Source organism: Cryobacterium sp. TMT2-14, from assembly GCF_004402465.1.
Classification (GTDB): Bacteria; Actinomycetota; Actinomycetes; order Actinomycetales; family Microbacteriaceae; genus Cryobacterium; species Cryobacterium sandaracinum.
Genome location: NZ_SOFV01000011.1, coordinates 1 through 25948 on the forward strand (window position 1 = coordinate 1; position 25948 = coordinate 25948).

General features: G+C 68.4%; 23 protein-coding genes. 12 read left to right on the forward strand and 11 right to left on the reverse strand.

Annotated elements, in window-relative coordinates; all coding sequences use genetic code 11:
- Nucleotides 1-369: 369 nt before the first annotated feature.
- Nucleotides 370-1224, reverse strand: a complete 855-nt coding sequence (locus E3O28_RS05035) for an RDD family protein (protein ID WP_134343288.1) — start codon at nt 1222-1224, stop codon at nt 370-372.
- Between the two features lie 17 nt (nt 1225-1241).
- On the opposite strand from E3O28_RS05035, the gene E3O28_RS05040 reads away from it, so the two are divergent.
- Nucleotides 1242-2237: a stage II sporulation protein M gene (locus E3O28_RS05040; protein WP_134373640.1), complete on the forward strand. Its 996-nt coding sequence runs from the start codon at nt 1242-1244 to the stop codon at nt 2235-2237.
- Between the two features lie 3 nt (nt 2238-2240).
- On the opposite strand, the gene E3O28_RS05045 is transcribed toward E3O28_RS05040, so the two are convergent.
- The 5 genes from E3O28_RS05045 to E3O28_RS05065 are packed head-to-tail and all read right to left on the reverse strand — an operon-like array spanning nt 2241 to nt 7616.
- Nucleotides 2241-3548, reverse strand: a complete 1308-nt coding sequence (locus E3O28_RS05045; protein ID WP_134415347.1) for a DUF58 domain-containing protein — start codon at nt 3546-3548, stop codon at nt 2241-2243.
- A complete protein-coding gene (locus E3O28_RS05050) occupies nt 3549-4517 on the reverse strand; it encodes a MoxR family ATPase (protein WP_134415348.1) in 969 nt (322 codons plus the stop codon).
- Nucleotides 4514-5749: a DUF4350 domain-containing protein gene (locus E3O28_RS05055; RefSeq protein ID WP_104099841.1), complete on the reverse strand. Its 1236-nt coding sequence runs from the start codon at nt 5747-5749 to the stop codon at nt 4514-4516. Before E3O28_RS05055 ends, E3O28_RS05050 begins: the two co-directional genes overlap by 4 nt.
- On the reverse strand, nt 5746-6426 hold the full coding sequence (locus tag E3O28_RS05060) for a DUF4129 domain-containing protein (RefSeq protein WP_134415349.1): 681 nt from the start codon (nt 6424-6426) through the stop codon (nt 5746-5748). Before E3O28_RS05060 ends, E3O28_RS05055 begins: the two co-directional genes overlap by 4 nt.
- A gap of 2 nt (nt 6427-6428) precedes the next feature.
- Nucleotides 6429-7616: a hypothetical protein gene (locus tag E3O28_RS05065; protein ID WP_134415350.1), complete on the reverse strand. Its 1188-nt coding sequence runs from the start codon at nt 7614-7616 to the stop codon at nt 6429-6431.
- A gap of 131 nt (nt 7617-7747) precedes the next feature.
- Between E3O28_RS05065 and mtrA the strand changes: the two genes are divergently transcribed.
- The 6 genes from mtrA (at nt 7748) to secA (ending at nt 16243) form a co-directional block, all read left to right on the forward strand.
- Entirely contained in the window at nt 7748-8428 is a 681-nt protein-coding gene (mtrA, locus tag E3O28_RS05070; RefSeq protein ID WP_104099844.1) for an MtrAB system response regulator MtrA, read from the forward strand.
- Nucleotides 8429-8435: 7 nt separating this feature from the next.
- A complete protein-coding gene (mtrB, locus tag E3O28_RS05075; RefSeq protein ID WP_233191217.1) occupies nt 8436-10085 on the forward strand; it encodes an MtrAB system histidine kinase MtrB in 1650 nt (549 codons plus the stop codon).
- Complete coding sequence (locus tag E3O28_RS05080; RefSeq protein WP_166784750.1) at nt 10078-11760, forward strand: LpqB family beta-propeller domain-containing protein; 1683 nt, start codon at nt 10078-10080, stop codon at nt 11758-11760. Before mtrB ends, E3O28_RS05080 begins: the two co-directional genes overlap by 8 nt.
- An 86-nt stretch (nt 11761-11846) precedes the next feature.
- Nucleotides 11847-12527 carry a phosphoribosyltransferase family protein gene (locus E3O28_RS05085; protein ID WP_134415352.1) on the forward strand — a complete coding sequence of 227 codons (681 nt, stop codon included), beginning with the start codon at nt 11847-11849 and terminating at the stop codon, nt 12525-12527.
- Between the two features lie 100 nt (nt 12528-12627).
- Nucleotides 12628-13332 carry a ribosome-associated translation inhibitor RaiA gene (raiA, locus tag E3O28_RS05090; protein WP_134401761.1) on the forward strand — a complete coding sequence of 235 codons (705 nt, stop codon included), beginning with the start codon at nt 12628-12630 and terminating at the stop codon, nt 13330-13332.
- Between the two features lie 100 nt (nt 13333-13432).
- On the forward strand, nt 13433-16243 hold the full coding sequence (gene secA, locus E3O28_RS05095) for a preprotein translocase subunit SecA (RefSeq protein ID WP_104099848.1): 2811 nt from the start codon (nt 13433-13435) through the stop codon (nt 16241-16243).
- Between the two features lie 444 nt (nt 16244-16687).
- On the opposite strand, the gene E3O28_RS05100 is transcribed toward secA, so the two are convergent.
- The gene (locus E3O28_RS05100) at nt 16688-17128 is read right to left on the reverse strand and encodes an Rv3235 family protein (RefSeq protein ID WP_233191219.1); all 441 of its coding nucleotides are present in this window, start codon (nt 17126-17128) and stop codon (nt 16688-16690) included.
- A 238-nt stretch (nt 17129-17366) separates the two neighbouring features.
- Here E3O28_RS05100 and E3O28_RS05105 point away from each other — a divergent pair, with 238 nt between their 5' ends.
- Nucleotides 17367-18032: a hypothetical protein gene (locus E3O28_RS05105; RefSeq protein WP_241973022.1), complete on the forward strand. Its 666-nt coding sequence runs from the start codon at nt 17367-17369 to the stop codon at nt 18030-18032.
- A 499-nt stretch (nt 18033-18531) separates the two neighbouring features.
- Here the strand turns inward: E3O28_RS05105 and E3O28_RS05110 are convergent, their stop codons facing one another.
- Complete coding sequence (locus E3O28_RS05110) at nt 18532-18864, reverse strand: helix-turn-helix domain-containing protein (RefSeq protein WP_104099849.1); 333 nt, start codon at nt 18862-18864, stop codon at nt 18532-18534.
- A gap of 211 nt (nt 18865-19075) precedes the next feature.
- On the opposite strand from E3O28_RS05110, the gene E3O28_RS05115 reads away from it, so the two are divergent.
- Both E3O28_RS05115 and E3O28_RS05120 read left to right on the forward strand, forming a co-directional pair.
- Nucleotides 19076-19708, forward strand: coding sequence for a hypothetical protein (locus tag E3O28_RS05115; RefSeq protein WP_134415353.1), 633 nt, complete (start codon nt 19076-19078; stop codon nt 19706-19708).
- Between the two features lie 2 nt (nt 19709-19710).
- Nucleotides 19711-20967 (forward strand): regulator, encoded by a 1257-nt coding sequence (locus E3O28_RS05120; protein WP_174721879.1) that lies wholly within the window; start codon nt 19711-19713, stop codon nt 20965-20967.
- 93 nt (nt 20968-21060) lie between these two features.
- Here E3O28_RS05120 and E3O28_RS05125 read toward each other — a convergent pair whose 3' ends face one another.
- Both E3O28_RS05125 and E3O28_RS05130 read right to left on the reverse strand, forming a co-directional pair.
- Nucleotides 21061-22794: a DUF5671 domain-containing protein gene (locus E3O28_RS05125; RefSeq protein WP_241973023.1), complete on the reverse strand. Its 1734-nt coding sequence runs from the start codon at nt 22792-22794 to the stop codon at nt 21061-21063.
- The gene (locus E3O28_RS05130; RefSeq protein WP_134343276.1) at nt 22767-23231 is read right to left on the reverse strand and encodes a hypothetical protein; all 465 of its coding nucleotides are present in this window, start codon (nt 23229-23231) and stop codon (nt 22767-22769) included. The genes E3O28_RS05125 and E3O28_RS05130 overlap by 28 nt, the downstream gene beginning before the upstream one ends.
- Nucleotides 23232-23307: 76 nt before the next feature.
- Between E3O28_RS05130 and E3O28_RS05135 the strand changes: the two genes are divergently transcribed.
- Nucleotides 23308-24801, forward strand: coding sequence for a PAS domain-containing sensor histidine kinase (locus E3O28_RS05135; protein WP_134373626.1), 1494 nt, complete (start codon nt 23308-23310; stop codon nt 24799-24801).
- Nucleotides 24802-24925: 124 nt separating this feature from the next.
- On the opposite strand, the gene E3O28_RS05140 is transcribed toward E3O28_RS05135, so the two are convergent.
- Nucleotides 24926-25174: a WhiB family transcriptional regulator gene (locus E3O28_RS05140; RefSeq protein WP_035837005.1), complete on the reverse strand. Its 249-nt coding sequence runs from the start codon at nt 25172-25174 to the stop codon at nt 24926-24928.
- Between the two features lie 183 nt (nt 25175-25357).
- Between E3O28_RS05140 and E3O28_RS05145 the strand changes: the two genes are divergently transcribed.
- On the forward strand, nt 25358-25813 hold the full coding sequence (locus E3O28_RS05145; protein ID WP_241973024.1) for a hypothetical protein: 456 nt from the start codon (nt 25358-25360) through the stop codon (nt 25811-25813).
- Nucleotides 25814-25948 lie beyond the last annotated feature (135 nt).

Here is a 25948-nt window from a genome sequence, read left to right on the forward strand (position 1 = left end):
CCTGTGGGAGAGTAGGACACCGCCGGACTCAACGTAGCAACACACACAATGGCCACCCCAACGGGTGGCCATTGTGCGTTAACCACCACCACCGCCCCGCCCGGTGGCCACCAACAGCGACGCCCCCGCCCCATCCACCCCGCGGCGCACATCCAGCAGCGGTCGTGGCCAACTCAGGAGATCCAGCCGGGCCGTGCCGGGCATCCGCACCAATGCCGCACTAACCCGCGGCGGCCGTCTACTGCGGGCAACAGATGTCCTGAGTTAGCCACACACACACGGGCCCGGGTGCGAGGGCGCCCCGCGGGCGGCAGCGCCACATTCTTCGTCGGATACGTCGCGGGAACGGCCGGGGAGAGGTCCGTTGCCCTACCGCTGGGGGAAACCGTGCGGGAGGCTATGCAGAATGGGCTGCAGACGGTCGAGACGCTCCCGCTCGAGCTTCAGCGCCGTGGACTCCCGGCTTCGGCGCACCGCGGCGACCCCGGCCAGAAAGACCTCCGCCGGGACCTCCGGCTTCGGCGACACGAACGGGGCGGCCTCGGTGGACAGACTGTCTGCGAGGCGCAGCCGCGTAGCCGGAGTCAGCTTGTCGGCCTGGCGGAGAAACTGCGCGATGCGGCGGGACAGGCGATCGGGGAGCCGCACAATGTCGACCGTCTGCGCCCAGGCCTCGAGCACGGGCGGCAGCGGGACGGTTCGATCAGTGAGGCGGGGCACCCGCTCGTGCTGGCTGTACGTGCCGGCCAGCAGGTCGCCCAGGCGTTTGGACTTGCTGTTCAGAAGCGCAGTGGTGGCGGCGATGCCGCCGAACGTCAAGTAGATCTCGATGATGCCCAGCAGGGCGCGGATGAACGCGTGGCGCAGCTGGATCGCGCCGCCGTCGTCGCGAACGATGCGGGCGCCGATGGCGAGCTTGCCCAGGGACCGTCCGCCGCTGGCCGTTTCGACGGCCATCGGCACGATGAGCAGGCAGACCACCAGGCCTGCGATCCCGAGCGCCCGTCCGAGTGCGTCGTCGATTGCCACGCCCGTGAGGCCGGCCACAAGAAAGGCCACCCCCAGGAAGAGGAGGATGTAGGCAACATAATCGATGATCGTTCCGGCGGCGCGCAGGATGATGCTGGCCGCCCTTACATCGAGGGCAACGGCCTCGCCGGTGACCAATTCCTGCTCGCTCCACGAATACTGGCCGTGATCGGCCACCTTGCCGGGCTGCTCCATGTCTACTATTAGAGCAGATGGACCTTGACGCATATTCAGCGGCGCACCGCGCCGAGTGGGACCGCCTGGCTGAGCTCGGTACGCAGCGGCGGCTCTCCGGCGCGCAGGCAGACGAGCTGATCGAGCGGTACCAGTCCGGCGCGACCCAGCTGTCGGCGATCAAGTCGACCGCCGGTTCGACGCTGGAGGGTGACCGGCTCTCGGTGGCGCTGTCCCGGGCGAGGCTGCGGTTCACGGGGGCGAGCGCGAACGTTGTTTCCCAGATCCCGAGCTTTTTCGTGCTGCAGTTGCCAGCCGCCCTCTACCGCCTACGGTGGCTGACCCTTGCCGTGGCGGTGGTGACGATTGTGGTCGCGGGCCTCTACGGTTTCTGGATCTCCGGCAACCCTGAGGCCCTGGCCGCCGTCGGCTCCGACGCCGAGCTGCAGAAACTCGTCAACGAGGATTTCGTCAACTACTATTCGGAGAATCCCGCGGCATCCTTCACCGGCTTGGTCTGGACCAATAACGCGTGGATCGCCGCCCAGGCCATCGCCTTTGGGATCCTCGGCGTCTACGTGCCCTACATCGTGCTGCAGAACGCGCAGAACGTCGGCATCACGGCCGCAGTCATGTTCGCCTACGGCAAGGGCGACGTGTTCTTCCTGTACATTGCACCGCACGGCATGCTCGAACTGACCGCTATTTTCGTGGCCGCGGCAGGTGGACTGCGCATCTTCTGGGCCTGGATCGCCCCGGGGGCCCGCACTCGCGCGCAGGCTTTGGCCGAGGATGCCCGCGCCCTCTCGACGGTGGCCATCGGTCTGGTCTTCGTGCTCTTCGTCTCCGGGGTGATCGAGGGTTTCGTCACCCCGGCCCCGTGGCCGTGGCCGGTGAAGATCGGGATCGGCGCGGCCGCCCTCCTCGCCTTCCTCGCCTACATGCTCGTGCTCGGCCGGCGTGCCGTGCGGGCGGGTGAGACCGGCGACCTGGCCGAATTCGAGGCCGGCAGCACTCGGATCTACGCGGCCTAGCGCCTAGAGCCGGCCGGCGGCCTTGAGCGCGATATAGCGGTCGGCCAGTGCGGGTGGCAGGTCGGCGGGGGAGCCGGTGACGACCTCGGCGCCCTGGCGTCGGATGGCGGCCGAGACCCTGGCCACGTCGAGCAGTGCCCGTTCGGCGGCCGCCGCCCGGTAGATCTCCTCCCGGTTGCCGCGCGGGCGCGTGGCCTCCAGGGTGGTTGGGTCGGTGACGGATGCGACGATCACGGTGTTTCTGCGGGTCAACTGGGGGAGCACCGACAGCAGGGCGCTCGAGGCTCCGGCCGCGTCGATCGACGTGATCAGTACGACCAAGGCCCGGCGGCTCGTCACCGCGCGCACCTCCCCGGGAACGGCCGACCAGTCAGTCTCGATCAGCTCCGGTTCGATCAGGGCCATGGTGTCGACCATGCGCGAAAGGAGCTCCGCTCCCTGCGCACCCTGCACGCGGCCGCGCACCCGACGGTCGTAGGCGATGAAGTCCACGTGGTCGCCGGCCCCGGCCGCCAGCGCGGCGAGCAGCAGCGACGCCTCGAAAGCCGTGTCGAGGCGCGGCTCGTCGTCGATGCGCGCGGCCGAGGTGCGGCCGCTGTCGATCAGGATGACCACCCGGCGGTCCCTTTCGGGGCGCCAGGTGCGCACCATGACGTCGTTGTGCCGGGCCGTGGCCCGCCAGTCGATCGAGCGTACGTCGTCTCCGCGCACGTATTCGCGAATGGAGTCGAACTCGGTGCCCTGGCCGCGCACGAGCAGGCTGGTGCGCCCGTCGAGCTCCTTGAGTCGGGTCATGCGCGACGGCAGGTGCTTGCGCGAGTTGAAGGGCGGGAGCACCCGAATCTGGCCCGGTGCCCGGAGGGTGGCCTGACGGGCCCACAGCCCGAGCGGCCCGAACGAGCGCACCGTGACCTGGTCCACCCGGCGTTCACCGCGCCGGGTGGGCGTCATTCGCAGCGACACCAGCCGTCGTTCGCCAGGAGGCAGCACCAGCGGCGTGCGGTTGTTGCCCGTCCCGGCTGACGGCTGCCAGGCATCCCGCACCACCATGGTCAGTCGTCGACCCCCGGTGTTGGTCAGGTACAGGTCGCTCGTCACGCTTTCGCCCAGGCGCACCCGGGAGGGCATGCTGCGGGAGAGCACGATCTTCCGCGGCGATCCGGCCTGGCCCAGGTCCAGGATGCCGAGACCCACCAGGGCGAGCACCCATAGTCCCAGCACGGCCGTCGCCATCCCCGGGGTACTCCCGAGTATCACGATCGGCACGACGCCGAGCGCGAGGAGGGCAACGAACCGACCGGTGAGCGTCACTTAGATCGGCACCTGCACCTGGGCGAGCACGGCACGCAGGATCGCGTCCACGGACACGCCCTCGAGTTCCGCCTCCGGCCGCAGCTGCACGCGGTGCCGCCAGACCGGCAGCACCATCGACTGCACATGGTCGGGGGTGATCGAGTCATAGCCGCTCAGCCAGGCCCACGCCTTGGCCGCGGCGAGGAGCGCGGTCGTGCCGCGCGGGCTGACGCCGAGCTTGACCGACGGGCTGCTTCTCGTTGCGCGGGCCAGGTCGACGATGTAGGCGAGAACGTCCGGACTGGCGCCCACGGATGCCACGGCGGCCTGGGCCGTCTTCAGCTCCTCCGCGCCGAGAACCGCGGTGACGCCCGCACCGGCCAGATCGCGGGGGTTGAAGCCCTCGGCGTGGCGCCGCAGCACCTCGAATTCCGCGTCGCGCTCCGGCACGTCGAGCACGAGCTTGAGCAGGAACCGGTCGAGCTGGGCCTCGGGCAGCGTGTAGGTGCCCTCATATTCGATCGGGTTCATGGTCGCCGCGACGATGAACGGGTCCGGTAGCGGGAGGGAGCGCCCGTCGACGCTGACCTGGCGTTCCTCCATCGCCTCAAGGAGGGCCGACTGGGTTTTCGGCGGGGTGCGGTTGATCTCGTCGGCCAGCAGGATGTTGGTGAAGACGGGGCCCTTGCGGAACTCGAAGTTGCCCACCCGGGCGTCGTAGACGAGTGAGCCGGTCACGTCGCCCGGCATCAGGTCCGGCGTGAACTGCACCCGTTTCGTCTCCAGGCTGAGCGAGTGGCTCAGGGACCGCACCAGGAGGGTCTTGGCGACGCCCGGCACACCCTCGAGCAGCACGTGGCCGCGGGCGAGCAGCGCGATGATCAGCCCGGTTACCGCGCCGTCCTGTCCGACGACGGCCTTGCCGACCTCGGTGCGGACTTGGGCGAGGGAGCCTCGCAGGGTATCGACAGGAGTATGAGTGCTCATGAGTCCATTCTTCCGGGTGGCAGGGGCGTGGTCGCGCGGGCCGTGGCCCGCTCAATTTCCTGGATGCGGTCGGAGAGGGCGACGAGATCGGAGTCGGATGCCGGAACGGCGTCCACCAGCACGGTCCGAACGTCGGCCGGCGGCCGGTCGACCACGGTGGCCACCATGGCGATCACATCGTCGAGGCTCGCCAGCCGCGACAACCCGACCTGGCCGGCGAGGCGCTGCACGGCGCCCACCCGCAGTGCGTCGAGGGCGCGCAGACGGGCGTTGCTGCGCGCGTAGAGCCGGGCCCGTCCTTCCATCGTCTCGCTGGCCCGCACGGTGACCGGCAGGTTCTCGGCGACGAGAGGCCCGAAGCGCCGCCCACGCCAGACGGCCGCGGCCACGGTGACCAGCACCAGCAGGATCAGGGTCGGGGTAACCCAACCGGGCGTCAGTTCGCCGAGCGACGGCGTTCCGGTTCCCGGCACATCGGCGATCGTTGGCAGGTACCAGACGAGGTCGTCCCCCGCGCCCAGCAGGTTGAGTGCGAGAGCGGCATTGCCGGCCTGGCCGATCTTCTCGTTGCTGAACAGGGTGCCGTCGGCGAGCAGGGTGAGGGTCCGGTCGGCGGTTGCCTGTTCGACCAGGGCGAAGGCGTTCTCTCCCGAGGTGAAGCATCCGCTCAGCTCGGCGTCGTCGGCCGGGATCGTGAGTGTGGAGCCGCCGGGGGAGAGCTTGTCGGCCTTGACCGCGGCCGCGACCGTGCAGGCGGCACGGGACACCGCGGTCTGGGACACGCCGCCGAAGCCCACCGAGGGGATCAGCGTCTGCAGCGCCAGGAAATCGGGGGAGGCCACCACCGTGCGCGGGGCCAGGGCGGACATCGCGCTCAGCTGGTCGTCGGTGAGGTAGCCGCTCTCGTCGAAGAAGAACACGGTGGGGTTGGCGGCGGCGCCGGCCAGGCTCCGCGCCTCCGCGAGGGTGTCGGCGGCGGTGACGTTGACACCCTGTCGGCGGAGTACCTCGACGAGCGCCCGCGCGCCGGCTGGGGCCGCGCTGTCGGCCTCGAGGGGCTTACCGCCCACGCCGCCGCCCGCAGCGAGGACGGTGCTGACGACGGCGACGATCAGTGCGCTGACGCCGGCGAGCAGCCAGTACCGCGCCCGGCGTCCGGCTTCGCGCAGGGTTGGTGTGGAGGAGACGGCGTTTTCGGCCGACTGTGAGGCCGTTTCGATGAGAAGACTCATGGCTGCTTCGTCGGGGCTGGGTCCTCGAGGTGCGGCGGCCGGGCGGCCCGCAGGTCGCTCTCGAGCGCCGCCAGGGCCAGGAAGCGCTGCTCGGTGCCGTCGACCCCCAGGTAGCGCACCCCGTCGAAGAGCTCGGCCGCCTCGCTCAGTCGCACCCGTTCGCCGGGAAAGGCCTCGGCGGCCCGCGCCGCGAAGGAGTGCGCGGTGGTGCCCGGCGTCACGATCAGGATGGTGCGCTCGGACAGTCCGCGCGCCAGCGCCCGGAACATCTCGGCACTCGCCAGATTCCAGTCCCGGTGGGAGGCGGCGGCCAGCGCGGCACGACGCAGGTCGGCGGCGCCGCGACGGTCGTCGACGCCGAAGAGGTCGGACGCGAGCCGGCTGCGCCGGTTGAGCCGGGGCAGGCCGAAAATGAGGAGGGCGGCGACGACCAGGACCACCACGGCCACGGTCAGGAGCAGGGGCACCCAGGCGGCGAAACCGTCGGCCGAGGGCGCGGTGAGGGAGGCGAACCAGTCCAGAATCGATGTCGAGAACCGGTCGAACCAGGTGGGCTTGGCGGCCTCGTACGGAGCCTTGGCCAGCTCTTCCCGCAGCCACTTCCGCGCTTCGGGCGCGCCGGGATCGACCGGTATCGCCGCCCGGATCACCGTGTGGATGTGCGACCCTGCGATCATGCTCAGGCAGTCTCCGAGGCGTGTGCCGGCTTCGACCGGTAGGGGTCTACACCGGCGCCGGCGGCCGATTCGACGAATCGGGCCAGCTCGAGGTCGAGGCCCTCCTTGCGCATCCGCAGATCGATGTAGATCAGGGCGGTCGCGGCCGACTGCACCACGGCTGCTACGGCGCCGAGCACCAGGCCGATGAGGATGGTCAGAACGTACAGGATCACTGACGGGAGGTACGCATCGAAGGCGGCGTTCGGGTCGACCACGGAGATGGCGGCACCGAACAGGAGCGACAGCGGCGTCGTCACAATCTGGGAGACGACGTTCACGACCGTCGCCACCAAGAACTGCACGCCGAACGTGCGCCAGAAGTAGCCGCGGGTCAGCGACCAGGACCGCCCCACCGCCGCCCGGATGCCGAGCCGTTCCAACACGATCATGCTCGGCACGAGCGAGGTCTTCGTGAACAGCCAGATGCCGAGCACGAGAAGGGCGACCGTACCGAGGATGCCGGTGACCACCGCCAGACCCACGCCCGCTCCGCCGAGGGAGACGAAGAACACCACCAGTCCGGCCACGAGGGCGATGGCCGCGATCAGGGCCGAACTCAGCATCAGGGTCCAGAGCACCAGCGGCCAGAGGCGCGGCAGCACGGCGCGCCACAGGGCGCCCAGCCGCAGCTTCTCTCCGAGCGTGGCCCGGGCCACCTCGATCACGATGACGCCCTGCAACAGAGCGGATGCGACCACCGCCAGAGCCAGCGGCACGATGGCCGAGAGCACAATGCTGAGGGTCGCGCCGGCCTCGAGCGCGTCGCGGTCCTCGAGTGGAGAGTTCTCCACCCGTGCGAGCGCGAAGTAGGAGACCAGACCCACGATGACGACGGCGATCAGGGCGACGCCCGCCTGAACGAGCAGCGCGCTGCCGAAGGTCGCCTTCGGGTTGCGACGCAGAACCTGGAACGGCGCCCACAGCAGGGTTCCGAAACCCAGCGGGCGCAGAGGGATCAGTCCCGGTCTGGGTGGGGGCGTCCAGGTCGGTGGGGGACCCCAGACCGGCGGCGTATTCGCGCCGGGAGCAGCGGTCGGTTTTGCCGGGGGCACAAAACCGGCGGGCGCGAGGGGCGGTTTTTGCTCGTCGCCGACCGGGATGCTGCGCCCGTCATCGGTCGGGGAGTGCCAGTTCTGCGGGTCGGTCACGAAACCTATGCTGGCATACCTCGGTGTGGAATGAGCGCGTTGAGCTTTCCTGCGGCGCCGTCGACTACTCTTGAGCCAGTGATTGCATGACTCACCGGGGTATTTTGGGTGACTGAGTGGAAAACGGTTTGATGAACGCACGCATTCTGGTCGTAGACGACGACACCGCGCTGGCCGAGATGATCGGCATAGTGCTGCACGCGGAGAGCTTCGAGCCGGTCTTCTGCGCCGACGGCTCCCTGGCCCTGGAGGTCTTTCGCGCCGTCAAGCCCGATCTGGTCCTGCTGGACCTGATGCTGCCCGGCCTCGACGGCATCGAGGTCTGCAGCCTGATCCGCGCCGAATCCGGCACGCCCATCATCATGCTGACCGCGCGAACCGACACGACGGATGTCGTGAAGGGCCTCGAGTCCGGCGCTGACGATTACATGGTCAAGCCGTTCAACCCGAAGGAACTGGTCGCCCGGATCCGCACGCGCCTGCGCCCGATTTCATCGGAGACCCCCGCCAACCTGCAGATCGGGGACCTGGTCGTCGATGCCGCCGGGCACGAGGTGCGGCGCGGTTCGCGGCAGATCAACCTCACCCCGCTCGAATTCGACCTGCTGCTGGCACTTGCGTCCAAGCCCCAGCAGGTCTTTACCCGGGAAATGCTCCTGGAGCAGGTCTGGGGCTACCACTACAAGGCGGACACCCGCCTCGTCAACGTGCACGTGCAGCGTTTGCGCGCCAAGGTCGAAGACGACCCGGACAACCCGCGCATCGTCATGACGGTGCGCGGGGTCGGCTATCGGGCCGGCGCGGCCGGCTAGGTTCCTCGTGTTCGGTGGCACCGGTAACGACCGCAGCGTGTGGCGGGACTGGCGGGACTGGCGGGACTGGCCGGCCAGGATCGGCGGACTGTGGCGTTCCTCGCTGCAGTTCCGCACGGTGACCATCACGGTGGCGCTGTCCGGGATGGCCATCATGGTGGTCGGGGTCTACATCTCCGCGAGTGTGGGCAACGACCTGTTTCAATCAAGACTGAACCAGGTGCTCGTCGACTCGAACCGGGCCACGACCGCCGCCCAGGGCATCTTCGACGCCTCCGACGCCGCGGACCGGGTGGAGGTGCAGACCCTGGTGGGCTCCGCCCGCACCCTGATTACCGCGGCATCCTCGTCCCAGATGATCGCCATCTTCCGGTCTCCCGGGCAGGACGCCTCCACTGTGGCGCCGCAGGACTCCTCGTCATTCGGTGATTCGACCGGCGTGATCACGCCCGCTCTCCGCCTCCAGGTGCAGGAGAAAGCCGGGGAGCAGTTTTGGCAGTCGGTGACGCTTGCGACGGATGACGGCGCGCTGGTTCCCGGCATCGTCGTCGGTTCCCAGCTCACCGTGCCGGTCGCCGGCCGGTACGAGCTGTACATCGGGTACAGCCTGGCCGACGCCGAGGCAACCCTGGCTTTCGTGCAGCGAACCCTCGGCATCGCCGGCCTGGTGCTGATCCTGCTGATCGGTGGCGTGACCTGGATTGTAGTGCGCTTCGTGGTCACCCCGATCCGCGTGGCCGCGGCCACCAGCGCGCGGCTGGCCTCCGGTGACCTCGGCGTGCGCATCCCGGAAAAAGGTGAAGACGTCATCGCGACGCTGGCCCGTTCCTTCAACGGCATGGCGGACAGCCTGCAGAGCCAGATCAAGGAACTCGCCGACCTGTCCGAGGTGCAGCAGCGCTTCGTGTCGGACGTCTCGCACGAGCTGCGCACCCCGCTGACGACGATCCGGTTGGCCGGCGACGTTCTCTATGACCACCGTGCCACGTTCCCGCCGGCGGTCGAACGCACGGCCGAGCTCCTGCACACGCAGGTCGAGCGCTTCGAGCTGCTGCTGAGCGACCTGCTCGAGATCAGCAAATACGACGCCGGGTCGGTGCAGCTGGAGACTGAGCCCACGAACCTGGTGCACCTGGCCGAGGACGCCATCGAAGGGTTGCGCTCGCTCGGCGACTCCAAGGGCACGGTGCTGACCCTGGTGGCACCGGGCGGGCACCTCGACGCGGACGTCGATCCCCGCCGCATCCGCCGCATCATGCACAACCTGATCGGCAATGCCATCGAGCACGGAGAGGGCAAGCCGATCATCGTGTCCGTCGACAGCAACGAGAGCGCGGTGGCCCTGTCGGTGCGCGACTACGGCATGGGTATGAGCCAGGCCGAGATGGCCCACGTTTTCGACCGGTTCTGGCGGGCCGACCCGTCGCGCAAGCGCACCATCGGCGGCACCGGCCTCGGCCTGTCGATCTCCCTCGAAGACGCCGTCGTGCACGGCGGCTGGCTGCAGGTCTGGTCGCACCCGGGGGAGGGGTCGTGCTTCCGGCTGACCCTGCCGCGCAGCGCGAACGGAACGCTGTCGAGCTCGCCGAGCCCGCTGCCCCCGGCCGATGCAGGCGGCGGCACGGCCGCCGGAGAAACGGGAGGGCACTATGCGTAGTCGAACCCGGATGTTCGCTGGCCTGGTCGCGCTCGCGGTGGCCCTGACCGGATGCGCGGGAATCCCGCGCGACGGAGGCGTGCGCGCGGGGCAGACCGTGCAGCCCGGCGCCACCCCGGCACCCGTGTTCCTGCCCTCGCGACCGCAGAAGGACGCCACCCCCGAGGCGATCCTGCGCGGCTTCATCGACGCGGCGACGAGCCCCGACAACGACTACGCGATAGCGCGGGAGTTCCTGGCTCCGAACTACAGCAGCTCCTGGGAGCCCGACTCCGGGGTGACCATCGACGACGCCACCGGGCGCAGCATCGTCTCCGTCGGCGAGGGTCAGATGCAGTTCTCGGTGAATCCGGTCGCCGAGGTGGATGAGCGCGGCGAGTACCGCGAGGTCGAGTCGCCCACCGCGGTGGCGTTGCGCTACCAGTTCGTGCAGGTCGGCGGCCAGTGGCGCATCGGCGCGGCCCCGAACGGCACGGTCGTCGATCGGAATATCTTTCAAGATGTCTTCACCGCCCAGGCGCTCTACTTCTTCGACCCGGGCTTTAGCTACCTGGTGCCCGATCTGCGCTGGTACCCGCGCAGTGGGGCTACTCTGACGAAGATCGTCAACGGACTGCTCGACGGCCCGAGCCCCTGGTTCACCGGAGCCGTCGTGACGGCGTTCCCCGACGGCACCAAGCTCACCGCCGATGCCGTGCAGGTCATCGCCAGGGACGCCAAGGTCGACCTCAACAGCGAAGCGCTGAACGCCGACCGGGTCACCCTGCAGCGAATGAAGGCCCAACTGTCCAACAGCCTTCCGCCCGGGCTGTCCGCCACCATCACCGTCAACCGCAACCTGCAGGACATCGCCGAGTTGAGTGCGAACGCCCCGACCGCGAATTCCCGCGTCGACGCCCGGGCGCTGATCCTGCGCGAGGGCGAATTCGGATTCCTGGCGGCAAGCGGTTCCTCGATCAGCCCGATCGCCGGATTGTCCGGCTCGATCGTCGCCCTGGACCCGACCTCCGTCACCCTCTCGCCCGGTCAGACCGCGGCCGCGGTGCTGACGGGAGCGGGAGTGTACGGCGTCAGGGTCGGTGACGACCCGGTGCAGCTCGATCCCCGCCAGGGGCTGATCGCGCCTGCCATCGACAATTACGGCTTCGTCTGGTCGGTGCCCGCCGCCCGCCCCGGTGAACTGTTCGTGTACGGCCCGAACGGCGAAGCGACCGCCGTCCCTACACCGTGGCCGGAAGTCTCGGCGATCCAGTCGTTGCGCGTGTCGCGGGACGGCACTCGGCTGATCGCCCTGCTCCAGTCGGGCAATGACAGCCGATTTGTCGTCAGCGCCATCACCCGGGACAAGAGCACCCCGGTCGCGCTGGGCGACGCGGTGCTTCTGGCCGCGCCGGGAGGCACGGCCGTGGACGCGGCCTGGATCGACGGACTCACCGTGGCCTGCCTGACCCGCCTCCCCAGCGGTGAGGGACGGATCGTGGCCTTGCAGCTGGGTGGACTCACCACGCGCCTCGAGTCCGCGCCGGACAGCGTCACCATGGTCGGCAGCAACAACCTGCGCGACCTGCGTGCGCTCTCGTCCACGGGCGGTCTCCTGGTGCAGCGCGGTGCCGGCTGGCAGGAACGACTCGGCGGTGTCACCCTCCTGGCCACCCAGCAGGGCATCGGCGGGTAGCCCCTCCACCGATCGTGCGGAAGCCGGTTCTGCACCGGTTCGAGCCCCGCGCCCGGGCCGGCCGGGCCTGGCCCCACGATGGCGGGATGCGCCCTCCAGCCGGCCTCTCCCGGGCTGCCCTCGACGCGTGGGCAGTTCTGATGCCCACCGAGTGCAGCGGCTGCGGCATGCCCGACCGGGCCCTGTGCGGGGTCTGCCGGGCAGCCCTGGCACCGCGGGCGCACAGCTCCGAACGATCGGGTGTCCTGGTGTGGTCCGCTTTGGACTACTCCGGCGTGGCCAGGCGGGTCCTGGGAGCGTTCAAGGACGGTGGCCGAACGGATGCCGCCGGCGCGCTGGCCGGTCCGCTCCGGGTCGCCGTGGCTGCGGCGCTGGCCACGATACCGGAGGGTGTCGGGGTGCACCTCGTGACCGTCCCCTCGTCACAGCAGGCGTGGCGCATCCGTGGCTATCACCCGGTGGAGCTGCTGCTCCGTCACTCGGGGCTCCGGCCGACTCGGTTGCTCCGTACCGTGGGCGAGACGCAGGACCAGGTCGGACTGGGCAGCGCAGAGCGAGGCCGGAATCGAACGGGTTCGCTGGTCGCGAACCGGTCGCTGTCCGGCCTCCGTATCCTGGTCGTCGACGACATCCTGACCACTGGGGCAACCGTGCTCGAGGTGCGACGTGCCCTGCTCGCTGCGGGCGGCGAGGTCGTCGGCGTGGCCACTCTGGCGGAAACACGGCGTCGTTTCCCCGTTGCCGAAAGTACATCGAAAACAGATTGACAAAAGGCTGTGACTTATCCGGCGCGCACGGCTACGGTGGGTCGTGAAGGCGCGTAATAATCGCCCAGATACGGGCGGTTCGCCAGATCTGGAGGTCGTCATGGAAATTAACATCGTTGGACGAAACCTAGGGATCACTGATCGTTTCCGCGAGTATGCCACCGAGAAGGCCGAGAAGGTCGCCGGTCTTGCCGATAAGGCGCTGGCTCTCGAGATCAAGCTGAGTCGCCACCGGGAGAAGAACGGTGCCACGGGCAACGACCGGGTCGAACTGACCCTGATCGGCAAGGGGCCGATTGTTCGAGCCGAAGCCGACGGCTCCGACAAGTACGCGGCGTTCGACGTCGCCCTGGGGCGCTTGCTCGAACGGGTGCGCCGTGCCAAGGACCGCCAGAAGCTGCACCGCGGCGGGGCCCACCGTCCCATCTCGTTGCACGACGCGGCATCCGTCGATTTCAGCGTGGTCGACATCAAGCCGGCCGACGCCGAGGTGCTCGAGCGGGTGCGCACTGGAGCAATCCCCGTCGTGAACGCGGAGACGCCGGCAACCGAAGAACCGGACGACGTCTACAACCCCGTCGTCATCCGCCGCAAGGTTTTCGCGGCCGCACCGATGACCGTCGACGACGCCCTCTACTTCATGGAACTCGTCGGCCACGACTTCTACCTGTTCCAGGATGCCGTAACCAAGCGTCCGAGCGTCGTCTACCGTCGCAAGGGCTGGGACTACGGCGTGATCGAACTGGACGAGAACGCCGATGAGGCCGGGGAGGTCGTGCCGCCCTCTCGGGAGCGCAGCAACTGACCATCCAGCCTTGTTATAGTTGCCGCATGCCGGACGTTGTGAGCGTGCGGCAACGACGACAGGCGTGTGCACACGCCGTGACGACTAGTGGAGTGCATTCGTGGCCTCAATTCTGGAAAAAGTACTTCGTGTTGGTGAAGGGCGTCTGCTGCGCCGTCTCGAGCAGTATGCGAAGGCCACCAATGCGTTGGAAGATGACTTCAGCCACCTCACCGATGAGGAGTTGAAGAACGAGACCGTGGTGCTGCGTGAGCGCTACTCGGGCGGTGAGTCGCTGGACGACTTACTGCCCGAGGCGTTCGCCGCCGTGCGTGAAGCCTCGACCCGCACCCTGGGACTGCGCCACTTTGATGTGCAGCTGATGGGCGGGGCGGCCCTGCACCTCGGCAACATCTCCGAAATGAAGACCGGTGAGGGCAAGACCCTCGTGGCCACGACGGCGGCCTACCTGAACGCCATCACCAGCCGCGGCGTGCACATCATCACGGTCAACGATTACCTCGCCAGCTACCAGAGCGAGCTGATGGGTCGCGTGTTCCGTGCCCTCGGCATGACCACCGGCTGCATCCTGTCCGGCCAGACGCCGGCCCAGCGCCACGAGCAGTACCTGGCCGACATCACCTACGGCACGAACAACGAGTTCGGGTTCGACTACCTGCGCGACAACATGGCCTGGCAGTCCTCCGACATGGTGCAGCGCGGGCACTACTTCGCCATCGTCGATGAGGTCGACTCGATCCTGATCGACGAGGCGCGCACGCCCCTGATCATCTCCGGTCCTGCCTCCGGCGAGGCCAACCGTTGGTTCACCGAGTTCGCGAGCCTGTCGACCAAGCTCATCCCCGACGTCGACTTCGAGGTCGACGAGAAGAAGCGCACCGTGGGCGTGCTGGAACCCGGCATCGAAAAGGTCGAGGACTACCTCGGCATCGACAACCTCTACGAGTCCGCGAACACCCCGCTGATCTCCTTCCTGAACAATGCGATCAAGGCCAACGCCCTGTTCAAGAAAGACAAGGACTACGTCGTGATGAACGGCGAGGTGCTGATCGTCGATGAGCACACCGGGCGCATCCTGATGGGCCGTCGCTACAACGAGGGTATCCACCAGGCGATCGAGGCCAAGGAGGGCGTCGCGGTCAAGGCGGAGAACCAGACCCTGGCGACGGTCACCCTGCAGAACTACTTCCGGCTCTACTCGAAGCTGTCCGGCATGACCGGTACCGCGGAGACCGAGGCGGCCGAGTTCATGAGCACGTACAAGCTCGGCGTGGTGTCCATCCCCACGAACAAGCCGATGAAGCGCATCGACCAGTCAGACCTGATCTACAAGAACGAAGAGGCCAAGTTCGGCCAGGTCGTCGAGGATATCGTCGCCCGGCACGAGAAGGGGCAGCCGGTCCTGGTCGGCACGACGAGCGTCGAGAAGAGCGAATACCTGTCGCGCTTGCTCGCCAAGAAAGGCGTGCGGCACGAGGTGCTCAACGCCAAGAACCATGCCCGGGAGGCCGCGATCGTCGCGCAGGCCGGACGTCTGGGCTCGGTGACCGTCGCCACCAACATGGCCGGTCGAGGCACAGACGTCATGCTCGGCGGCAACGCCGAGTTCCTCGCCGTCGCCCAGATGAACGCGAAAGGCCTGAGCCCGGTCGAAACCCCCGAGGACTACGAGACCGCTTGGGACGACGTGTTCGACGCCGTCAAGGCCGAGGTCGCCGTGGAAGCTGCGAAGGTCGTCGACGCCGGCGGCCTGTACGTGCTCGGCACCGAACGGCACGAGTCGCGCCGCATCGACAACCAGCTGCGCGGTCGCAGCGGACGCCAGGGTGACCCGGGCGAGAGCCGCTTCTACCTGTCGCTGACCGACGACCTGATGCGCCTCTTCAACGCCGGCGCAGCCGAGAGCCTGATGGGCCGCCAGGGGATTCCCGACGACATGGCGATCGAATCCAAGGTCGTCAGTCGAGCCATCCGTAGCGCGCAGGCGCAGGTCGAGGGCCGCAACGCCGAGATCCGCAAGAACGTGCTCAAGTATGACGACGTTCTGAACCGTCAGCGCGAGGCGATTTACGGCGACCGCCGGCACATCCTGGAGGGCGACGACCTCCATGAGCGCACGCAGCGCTTCCTGGAAGACGTCGTCGACGAGGTCCTCGAGGTGCACACAGGCGAAGGCAACGGCGACGACTGGGACTTCGATGCCCTGTGGACCGAGCTCAAGACGCTGTACCCGGTGGGACTGACCATTGACGAGGTCGTTGCCGAGGCCGGCAACCGCGGCAAGATCAACCGCGACTTCATGCGCCGTGAGATTCTCTCGGATGCCAAGGTCGCTTACCTGCACCGAGAAGAGTCGCTGGGTTCACCGGCGATGCGTGAACTCGAGCGCCGCGTCGTCTTGTCGGTCATCGACCGCCGCTGGCGCGAGCACCTTTACGAGATGGACTATCTGAAGGACGGCATCGGCCTGCGCGCCATGGCCCAGCGCGACCCCCTGGTGGAGTACCAGCGCGAGGGCTTCGTCATGTTCCAGCAGATGATGGGCCAGATTCGCGAGGAGACCGTCGGTTTCCTGTTCAACCTCGAGGTCGAGGTCAGCCAGGCCCCCGGCGCCGTCGCCGGTCCCATCGTCGCCGCCAAGGGACTCGCCCCGGCCGCGGCCGCGGGTGAGAAGCTCAGCTACACCGCCCCGAGCGATTCGGGCGGAGTCGAAGTACGCAACCAGCGCGGACAGATCCAGCAGGCCGCTACCGACCGTGCCCGCCGGGCGAGCGCCGCGGCTCCCGCCGATGAGGCGGAGACGGACGTGGTGGCCGGACCGCCCCAGCGCGGCGCGTTCGGCCAGCGCGGCGACGACTCGAAGCCCGTTCCGGTCAATCGCTCCGAACGGCGCGCTCAGGGCAAGAAGTAGCCCGGTCAGGTCCGTGCGCCTTCATCGAACGATGGAGGCGCTCCCGGGGCCCAGAGCCGCCCGCACCGCGTGGATGCCGTTCATCACGGCGGGGCTCCGCGTCCGGTAAGCGAATTCGACGGAGATTCTCGGATGAAACTGCCTTTTCGGAGTTTTTAGAGTCGATTCCGGCGAAATCTCCGTCGAATTCGTTCGGGCTGCGCGGCGGAGTTCGACGGGGATCCGAACCGCTCGAGCGCCGCCGCGCATCCGGCGGGTCTTGTGGCCAGCATGGGAGAATCGACCCGCCGGGCCGGACCTCCGCGCTGGTCCCGCACTGGTCCGCAGCGGTCACACACGTTCGAGTCGCGTCGCGCTTCACTGCGCGCCTACCTCGGCAGTGGGAACAATCCCCTTGGAGCGCGCCCCCGGGGCGAGGGCTCATTTCTCCCGCGGAGCCGGTTGTCACAACACGTTGATAGCGCTGGCCCGCCAGCGTTGGTCCATCCCTTCCAGGCGCAGGGCCACGGCGCGAACGCGAACCTTACTGTGCACCATCACGACGGCCTCGATCACGCCGTCTCGCGGCTCGGAAATCGTGACCCGCCCGATCGTGAACGCGGGCCGCTGGGCCTTCTGCCCCTTGACGGCGCGCGCCCGTGCCGAGAGCACCACCCGTTTCAGCAGGTGCCGGTAAACGTCGTCGCTGACCCACCGGGCGAGCTGGTCGAGCTCTCGGGCGCCGGCAAGCACCTCGATCACGCAGCGGGTGAGGTTGATCAGCAGTGGCTCCGGGTCTGGCAGCTGGTCCCTGCTGCTCGGTTGGTGGCCGAAGAAGTCGTCCTGGACGAACTTGTTGTCCCTTGACCGGGGTTGGCGTGCCGGGGTGTTGGCTGGATCGCTCATGACTCCTCCGAGGTGCGTGAGTCCGCTGCCGGCGGCACACCTGCCGTGGCAATCGGGTGGTTCAAAGGGTTCGGGTGGATCCGGCGTGCGATGGAGCAGACATTCGGTGGAGCAGGTGTTGGCGAGGGTCAGGCACCCCCACGCGGGGGGTACGGGCCGTGCTCGACACTCAATCAGCCGGGGACGGTGGTGTCGAGTGCTTTTAAGACCTGTGGATAACCCGGGCAGGATGTTGGTCGTGCGGGCTAACTTCGGGACTGTGCGCTGGGACAACCTTTTCGACGACCTCGAGGGGCAGCTCGAACACGAGTTGCACGCCGAGGAGATCGACCTGCGCGCCGAAGAAGAACGGTTGCGGCTGGGTCGGCTGTCTCTGCGTAACCGATTGACCAACCTCGCGCGCACTCCCGCCGTCGCCGCAGATCCCCGGAAAGGATCAGAGCCCTGGACCGGGTCGGTCCCCGGTGCGGGTGTGCTGCGGATCGTGCTCGCGACGGGGGAGACGATCGCCGTGCGGCCGACCACATTCGGGCGGGATTGGCTGGCGGGTGACCTGCTGGACTCCGTCTCCGCCGGTTCCCAGTGCGTGCTCCCGCTGGCCGCCGTGGCCGGGGTCGTCCTGCGCCGGGGGGAGATCCCCGGATCGCTCGGCACCGAGCCCGAATCCGCAGCCCGGGTCGTGGACCGCATCGGCCTGGCGTTCGTGTTGCGAGACCTCTGCCGACGGCGCTCCAACTTGGAGGTGCACACCCGTGCGGGTGTGCTCCCCGGCACCATCGACCGGGTGGGCCGGGACCACATCGACCTGGCCCTGCACGCGCCGGGTACCCTGCGCCGCGAAGCGGAGGTGCACCAGTACCGCATCGTGCCGGTAGGCGAGATCCAGCTCGTACGGCTGCCCTAACCCTCTGGCCAAACCCTCTGGCCAAACCCTCTGGCCTAACCCTCTGGCCTAACCCTCTGGCCTAACCCTCTGGCCTAACCCTCTGGCCTAACCCTCTGGCCTAACCCTCTGGCTTAACCCTCTGGCCTAACCCTCTGGCCTAACCCTCTGGCCTAACCCTCTGGCCTAACCCTCTGGCCTAATCCTCTGCGCCAACGCTCTGCGCCAACGCTCTGCGCCAACGCTCTGCGCCAACCGTCTGCGCCAACCGTCCGCGCTGAGCCGCCGTGCCTTTCGCGTTCACAGCCCGCAGCAACTCGTCCGAACGAATTCGACGGAGATTTGAGTCTGAACAGCCCGTTTGGGCCCGAGAACGGTTGTTTGACCAAGAATCTCCGTCGAATTGGTTCAACGCCGGGGACAGCGGTCCGCCTGGATGAGCAGCGTGCCCCCGTGCGGTCAGCCCTGACCCTCCGGGAGCGGCACAACCACACGACGAGGATGCATCAATCTAGCCGGGTCAGTCGTCGGGACGGATGATCGTGCCGCCGGACAGCTCGGGGATGTTCCCGAAGTCCGACTGCTGCCACAGCGACATGCGCCGGGCCTCTTCGTACTTGGCCTCGATGAAAGACTCGAGCACGATCCGTTCGACCCGCCACACGCCCGCGCTGCCGGCCCCGATCGTGCCTGCGCCGCCCGCCGGGGTGCTCTGGGTGCCGAGCCGGATGGCCGGCAGCTCACCGGTGCGCACCAGCTCCAGCACCTCGGCCACCGTCAACGAGAGGATCTCCGCGGTGTCGGCCAGGGTGAGGAACCGGCCCACACTGGAAGCAGCCCCGGAATCGTTCATGGATCGATTATCCGTCGGCGGGCGGGCCCTAATCGGGGCGGAGTGAGGCTGTGGATAACTTTCCCGCGTGGGGGCGAAGACGACCACGATGGACGTCGAGGCGGATTCCCGGGTCAAACGGAGTTTCGAGTCGAAACTATTGAGTCGGCACCATCGATCCGGCTCCATCGAGTCAGCACCAATTGAGTCAGTATTGGGGAGGCAGGCGCCCGTGAGCAAGACCGCCAGGAACGCACGACCGAAATTCTGGTTCGATCCGCGATTCGCGATCGGGCTGGCGCTCGTGGTCGCCGCCGTCGGAGGCGTCTATCTGATCGTCTCCGCCGCCGACCGGTCCACGGCCGTGTTCACCGCGCGCTCGGCGCTCGCCGTCGGGGACCGAGTGGAGGCATCCGACCTCGTGGCCACGCAGGTGCGGCTTGGTGTAACGGGAGACCTGTACGTGACCCCCGACGGGCTGCCGGATGACGGGCTGGTCGTCACCCGCACTATCGCCGCCGGGGAACTCGTGCCTGCGTCCGCGGTCGGGCGCACCGCCGGCACTGAGGTCACGAGCGTGGTCGTTGAGCTGACCAGCGCCCTGGCCTCGAACATCGGTCCCGGCTCCGTGGTCGACGTCTGGTCCGCCCGCAAAACGGACCCGAACACGTTCGGGCCGCCGACGGTGCTCGTCGACCAGGCCGCGGTCGTGCGTCTGGTCGAGCCCACGGGGCTCGAGGCGGGAGGCGGCATCCGAACACTTGAGATCCTGGTGCCGAAGGGAGCCGTCGCGGCGGTGCTGGAGTCCATCGCGAACCGCGACGCCATCGCGGTTGTGCCCGTCAACGCACCGCTGGAGAAGTAAACGTGGCCACCATCGCACTGGCACTCGACCGGAACACCGAAGACCGTCTGCTGATCGACATCATCGAGCAGGGCCATGTGATCGTGGCGCGTTCGACGACTGCGGGCGAAGTGATCCTCGCCCTGCGGCAGCGCGCGCCCGAGGTGGTGATCGTCGGAGCCGGCCGCAGCACGCTCACGGCCGAGCTGATCACCGCCTGCGACGCCCACGGCGCCCGGGTGATCGCGCTCGCCGCCAACGACCAGGACCGACGCAATGCGGCCGGGCTCGGCCTCTTCGACGTGGTCGACGCCGCCGCCGACTGGGCCGAGACTGAGGCGCTGATCGGCGCCGGGGTCGCCATTCCGCTGCGGGTCGGCGATCCGGCGGGCTTGCCCGGCACAAAACGGCAGGGCACGGTCATCGCCGTCTGGGGGCCGGCCGGCGCCCCGGGGCGCACCACTCTGGCGATCAACATCGCGGCGGAGATCGCCGCTGCCGGGCATACCGTCGCCCTGGCGGACATCGACACCTACAGCGGTTCGGTGGCGCCGAGCCTGGGGATGCTCGACGAGGCGCCGGGCTTCGCCGCTGCGTGCCGCCTGGCCGGCTCGGACAGCTTCACCCGGTCCGAATTTGAGCGCATCGCGCAGCGCTACAACTCACCGCAGGGAGCCTTCTGGGTGCTCACCGGCATCGGGCGGCCGTCGCGCTGGCCCGAGCTCTCCACCGAGCGGGTGACGCGCACCATCAACGCGCTCCGTATCTGGGTCGACTACGTCGTGCTCGACACTGGGTTCAGCCTTGAGAGCGACGAGGAGATCTCCAGTGACCTGTTCGCCCCGCGCCGCAACGCGGCCACCCTGACGGGTCTCGGACTGGCTGACCACGTCGTCGCCTGCGGCCTCGCCGACCCGGTCGGGATGGCCCGGTTCCTGCGCGCCTGGGTGGACCTGGCCGAGGTGGTCACGACCGATCAGGTCAGCGTGGTCATGAACCGGGTGCGCCGGGGCGCGGTCGGGCTGGATGCGAACGGGCAGGTCGTATCGGCGCTCCGCCGGTTCGGCGGCATCGAGTCGCCGATCCTGGTGCCGCAGGACCAGGTGTCCACGGATGCGGCCATCGTCGCCGGGCGCACGCTGCGGGATGCCGCGCCGAAGTCCCCGGCGCGCACCAGCATCCGTCGCTTCGTGCGCACGGAGCTGCTGCCGGTGCCCGCGCCCGCCACGGGGCGACGGCGCCGGGAATCGAGATGGCGCCGGCCAGCGGTGGCCACCTGAGCCCACCGTTGGCGTCGAATCCCGCGTCGAACCCCGCGTCGACTTGCGCGTCGACCCTTGTGCCGACCCCGGTGCGGAAGGCCGCACCGGCGCTCATTCCTGAAGCGGGATCACCTCAACCCGGTCGCCGGGGCCCGTGACGACCAGCACCCGCTTTCCGGTTACGCCGGTGAGGGCCTGGGCGAGATGCTCCACCGTTGCCGAGCTACCGGCGCCGTCGGCGCGCTTCAGCACGAAGACGGCCGCGCCTCCGGTCGCTGCGCCGATTGCGAGGCTGAGGGGTTCCGGGTCGGCGTCCGTTACCAGGAGCACGCGGCCGATGGTGCGCGCCGGCTGCGGGGCCTCTGCACTCACGGAGCGGTCTCGTCGCCAGACAGCGAAATGATACCCAGCGGCGAGGCCGGTGGCTACCAGCAGCCCCAGCGAGGCCCGCACCCGGTCGATCACGCTGTCCCCGGTGAAGTCGCCGAGGGCGAACTCGAAGAGCCGGTAGCCGATCACCAGAAGCGTCACGATGGCAACGACCGCGCTCACGCCGAACACCAGGATCAGGTACACCCTTCGTCCCGTGGAGCGGACCTCCGCGGGGGAGAGCGGCGTCGTAGGCTGCCAGGCCAGCCACCACACCGGGCCGCCGACGACGAGGGCGCTGATGCCGCCCAGCAGGAGGGTTCGGGTTCCTGAACCGGCGAGCGGGGTGGTCGTGGCGGCGAGGATCGCGTTCACGACCACGCCCAGCCCGGAGGCCGCGGCCACGAGACCCACGCCGGAGGTCACAAGCTTCGTCGCCACCCTCGTCGTGTCCGACCGGGCCAGGGTCAGGCCCCGGTGGTAGCTCCAGACGAGTGCGCCGATGAAGGCGACCGAGACGCCGAAACCCAGTAGGTCGAGGATGTCGGTGACCGGGTCGGTGCGGTCGAAGGCCAGTCTGAGCAGCAGGAACACCACGGTTCCGATCCCGCTCAGCGTCAGGATGGCCGCCCCGGCCACGCCGACGGCCACGACCATTAGATCGGCGAGGCCGCCGCGCAGGTCGCAGGCCTGGCTGCGGATCCAGTGCCACCACCAGATGACCAGCCCGCCGGCGAACCAGATGAGCGCCTGGAGGGTCAACTCCCACCAGGGTTCGCCCGGGGTGAGGCTCGGTGCGGCGTCGACGGCGGCGTCGACGGCGGCGTCAAGAAGAGAGCTGAGGGCCGTGACGGCGCCGCCCACCGCGATCACGAGACCGAAGACGGAACCGAGGATCGGGGCCACGGTGACCAGCTGGGTGGGGCTCTTCTCCTCGTGCCGGGACATCCACAGGTGCCAGACCCACACGCCGGCCCAGACCACTCCGGTGGCGAAGAGACGCGGTTGCCAGTCCCCGCGCACGAGCACGGCCGCCGTGGTCAGCAGGGCGGTGCTGAACGTGACAAGGGAGACCGTATACAGGCCGGCCAGGTAGAGCCCCCAGGCGACGGATGATCGTTCCGCGCCGTCCATTCGGCGCCACAGCACCCACCAGAGTACGGCCGCGAACGGGCCGGCGATGAGGGTGAACGCGAGCGAGCGGGCGAGCCCGGTGATGTCGCTGGAGGCAAGTGCGTTGCCGGTGTCGAGGAGGCGCCCGAGCAGTCCGCTCACTCCGATGGCGGCAATCACGACCAAGGCGAAGAGCAGAATGTATACGATCACCCGGCGTACCGTGGGCTGGCCCGCGCTCTCCCCGGATGGCGTCGATTTGCGCACCGCGATCACGATGCCGGCGATACCACCGCCGATCACCAGGACGGCAACCAGCAGCACCACGCTGACCATCAGGAACCGGCCTTCGGATTCGGGCAAATGTTGAGTTCGTAGGGGGCGTCATCGATCAACCACGTGCCGTCGACGGCCACCAGGTCGAAGACACCCTGGGTCTCGTACTCGTCGGCTCCGAAGGGGCCGCTGCCGTAGGAGGTGACGATGGACACCTTCACGTCGGCCGACTCGGCCCGCTCGGTGGTCGACACGAGAGTGACCCGCATGTTGTCGGTGGGGCCTCGGTCGAAGTCCTCGCAGCCATTGAAAGCGTCCTCGGTGAGGTACGCGCCAGCGGCCTGCTCGTCGCCGTCGATGACGGCCGCGGAATAGTCCTGGACGAGGCCTTCCGGGGTGTCGGCGTCAAGCTGTTCGGGTTCGCCGCCGGTGAAGACGACGACGAGGGCGATGACCACCAGCGCTCCGATCACGGACAGTAGGACAACCAGGGTCCGATCGGGCTTTCCATTTGCTGTGCTCATCTGTTCAGCATGGCCCAAACTACGAGACGGCACCACGACGGCGGTGGCACGTGTCCGGGGGACCTAGGCTATTGCTGTGTCGACGCTCAGTAATCTCGTACTTGCCCAGGGCCGCAGCAGTGCGGAGGATGTGGACTGGCTCCATATGCTTGTCGCGGATGGCCAGCTCCTGGCCGATCTCGCCTTCGCGGACATCGTCGTGTGGGTGCCCAGCAGCACCGGGAGCTTCGTGGCCGTCGCCCACGCCAGGCCGTCGAGCGCCGCCACCCTCTTCTATCGTGACTTCGTCGGGCAGAGCATCAAGGTCGAGTGGCGACAGCAGGTCACCGAGGCTTTCGAAACGGCGAGGATCGTCGACACCACGGCCCCCGACTGGTACGAGGAGACCCCTACCCGGGTTCGCGCGATCCCGGTGCGGCGGCGGCTCAGTTCCACGGGTTCCCAGATCTCGGACACGCCGGTGGCGGTGCTCACCCGGCACACCAACCTGAGTGAGGCGCGCACGCCGAGCCGGCAGGAGCTGACCTTCAACGACTGCGCCAATGACCTCTTCGCCATGATCGCGTCCGGCGATTTTCCCGATCTGGGCGCCCCCACCGGCCCGAGGCGCGGCGCCCCGCGCGCCTCGGACGGACTCATCCGTCTCGACGTCGACGGCGTGACCACGTTCGCGAGCCCGAATGCCCTCTCCGCCTTCAACCGAATGGGGTTCGCCGACGAGCTGGAGGGCGAGTCCCTCGCCGAGGTGACCACGAGCCTGCTCACTGGAACGGCGGTTGTCGACGAGACCCTGCCGCTCGTGGTCACCGGCCGGGCGCCATGGCGCACCGACGTGGAGGCCCGCGGCGTGACGGTCTCGCTGCGTGCCATCCCGATCCGCAACCGGGGCGAACGGATCGGAGCCATCGTGCTCTGCCGGGACGTCACCGAGCTGCGGCACCAGGAACGTGAGCTGATCACGAAGGATGCCACCATCCGGGAGATTCACCACCGGGTCAAGAACAACCTGCAGACGGTGGCCTCGCTCCTGCGGATCCAGGCGCGCCGCACGCATTCCGACACGGCCAGGGAAGCGCTCAACCAGGCGATGCGCCGCGTGGCCGCCATCGCCGTCGTGCACGACACACTTTCCGAGGGCCTCAGCCAGAAGGTCGACTTCGACGTGGTGTTCGACCGGGTGTTGCTGCTGATCATGGAGGTGGCGTCCGCGCACAACACGACGGCGCATCCGAAGTCGTCCGGCAGTTTCGGCATTCTTCCCAGCGCCTACGCGACGCCGCTCGCCCTCGCGCTGACAGAGCTCGTGACGAACGCCGTCGAGCATGGGCTGGCCGGACGCGAGGGGGAGGTGTCGATCGAGGCCGAGCGTAACGAGGAGACCCTCACCGTGCGGGTGCGGGACAACGGCACGGGCCTGCCGGAGGGCAAGGTCGGGTCGGGACTCGGAACCCAGATCGTGCGCACTCTGATCCAGGGAGAGCTTAGCGGCAGTATCGACTGGCACACCATGATGGGCAGCGGCACCGAAGTGACCATCGAGATCCCGCTGCGGTACATGCGCGAAGCGTAGGGCCGGGCGCGGGGTGACGCCGTGGGGTGTCGCCTCGGGTTCCGAGCGCGTCGCGCGCAACGAAGAAAGGCCCGGCTGTTCAGCTAGGCCTTTCTCTGTGAACCCGTGGTGCGGGGGGGGGGTGCTAGGACGCGCGCCGGGCCCGGGCCGCGCGTCGCTTGAGCGCGCGACGCTCGTCTTCGCTCAGTCCACCCCAGACGCCGGAGTCTTGTCCGGTTTCGAGGGCGTACTGCAGACACACCTCGGTGACGTTGCAACGGGCGCAGACCGACTTGGCCTTCTCGATCTGGTCCACAGCGGGGCCAGTATTACCGACCGGAAAGAAGAGTTCCGGGTCGGCGGTGAGGCAGGCAGCTTTGTCGCGCCAGTCCATAGGGGTGCTCCTTTATTGCAGGGATGCCTGGCCGATTGGCCGAAGATGAAAGGCTGCCGATTGCAGGAAGGGTAGTAGATCTACTCGTTCAGATCGACTCACGTCCCTGTGAGCGTCAACCGGGCCTCAAAAATGATCGCATAATGGTGGAGTCAAATCAATAGTTTTGAATGGGATATCTCTGTGAATGCACGGTCAGACCACAGCGGCGACGACGAGAACCAGGCCGGCCGGGTGCGTCGGCCGGGGACCGTGCTGCTCCTCGCCGCGATCCTCTGCGCGGAGGCGGCCCTCCTCTGGGTCGCGGTCGCGTGGCTCATTCTCGAGTTGCTGATCGCGACGCCGACCTCCCTGGCCACGGCCCTCGCCATCCTGGTGCTGGTGCTGATCGCCGCGTCCTGGGTAACCGCCATCGCGGTCAACTCCCTGCGGCGCCGGTCCTGGATCCGGGGCGCTGCCGTCACCTGGCAGATGGTGCAGATCGCCGTCGCCATCGGCTCCTTCCAGGGGTTCTACGCCCGGCCCGACCTCGGCTGGGCGCTTCTTCTGCCGTCGGTCGTGGTCCTCGTGCTGCTGTTCCAGCGGCGCGTAATCGCAGAAACGACGTCAGCGCGCCCCGAGGACGGCTTGCCGCAGTAGCGGCGCAGTAGCGGCGCAGCAGGGCCGCAGCTGGGCCGCTCCGGCTTCGGCAGCGGCGGGGTGGGTAAGACGTGCGTTCGAGCGCTCCGGGGGCCGGTAGGGGCCACCTGCGGCCGGTGGGGGCAGCGCAGGGAC

Bases quoted from the DNA above. Each gene is read 5' to 3' on its own strand.
- E3O28_RS05060 (WP_134415349.1), bottom strand. From the start codon at position 6,426: ATGATCGCAGGGTCGCACATCCACACGGTGATCCGGGCGGCGATACCG.
- E3O28_RS05140 (WP_035837005.1), bottom strand. From the start codon at position 25,174: ATGGACTGGCGCGACAAAGCTGCCTGCCTCACCGCCGACCCGGAACTC.
- E3O28_RS05110 (WP_104099849.1), bottom strand. From the start codon at position 18,864: ATGAACGATTCCGGGGCTGCTTCCAGTGTGGGCCGGTTCCTCACCCTG.
- E3O28_RS05050 (WP_134415348.1), bottom strand. From the start codon at position 4,517: ATGAGCACTCATACTCCTGTCGATACCCTGCGAGGCTCCCTCGCCCAA.
- E3O28_RS05130 (WP_134343276.1), bottom strand. From the start codon at position 23,231: ATGAGCACAGCAAATGGAAAGCCCGATCGGACCCTGGTTGTCCTACTG.
- E3O28_RS05085 (WP_134415352.1), top strand. From the start codon at position 11,847: ATGCGCCCTCCAGCCGGCCTCTCCCGGGCTGCCCTCGACGCGTGGGCA.
- E3O28_RS05055 (WP_104099841.1), bottom strand. From the start codon at position 5,749: ATGAGTCTTCTCATCGAAACGGCCTCACAGTCGGCCGAAAACGCCGTC.
- mtrA (WP_104099844.1), top strand. From the start codon at position 7,748: ATGAACGCACGCATTCTGGTCGTAGACGACGACACCGCGCTGGCCGAG.
- E3O28_RS05035 (WP_134343288.1), bottom strand. From the start codon at position 1,224: ATGGAGCAGCCCGGCAAGGTGGCCGATCACGGCCAGTATTCGTGGAGC.
- E3O28_RS05080 (WP_166784750.1), top strand. From the start codon at position 10,078: ATGCGTAGTCGAACCCGGATGTTCGCTGGCCTGGTCGCGCTCGCGGTG.
- E3O28_RS05100 (WP_233191219.1), bottom strand. From the start codon at position 17,128: ATGAGCGATCCAGCCAACACCCCGGCACGCCAACCCCGGTCAAGGGAC.
- E3O28_RS05040 (WP_134373640.1), top strand. From the start codon at position 1,242: ATGGACCTTGACGCATATTCAGCGGCGCACCGCGCCGAGTGGGACCGC.
- raiA (WP_134401761.1), top strand. From the start codon at position 12,628: ATGGAAATTAACATCGTTGGACGAAACCTAGGGATCACTGATCGTTTC.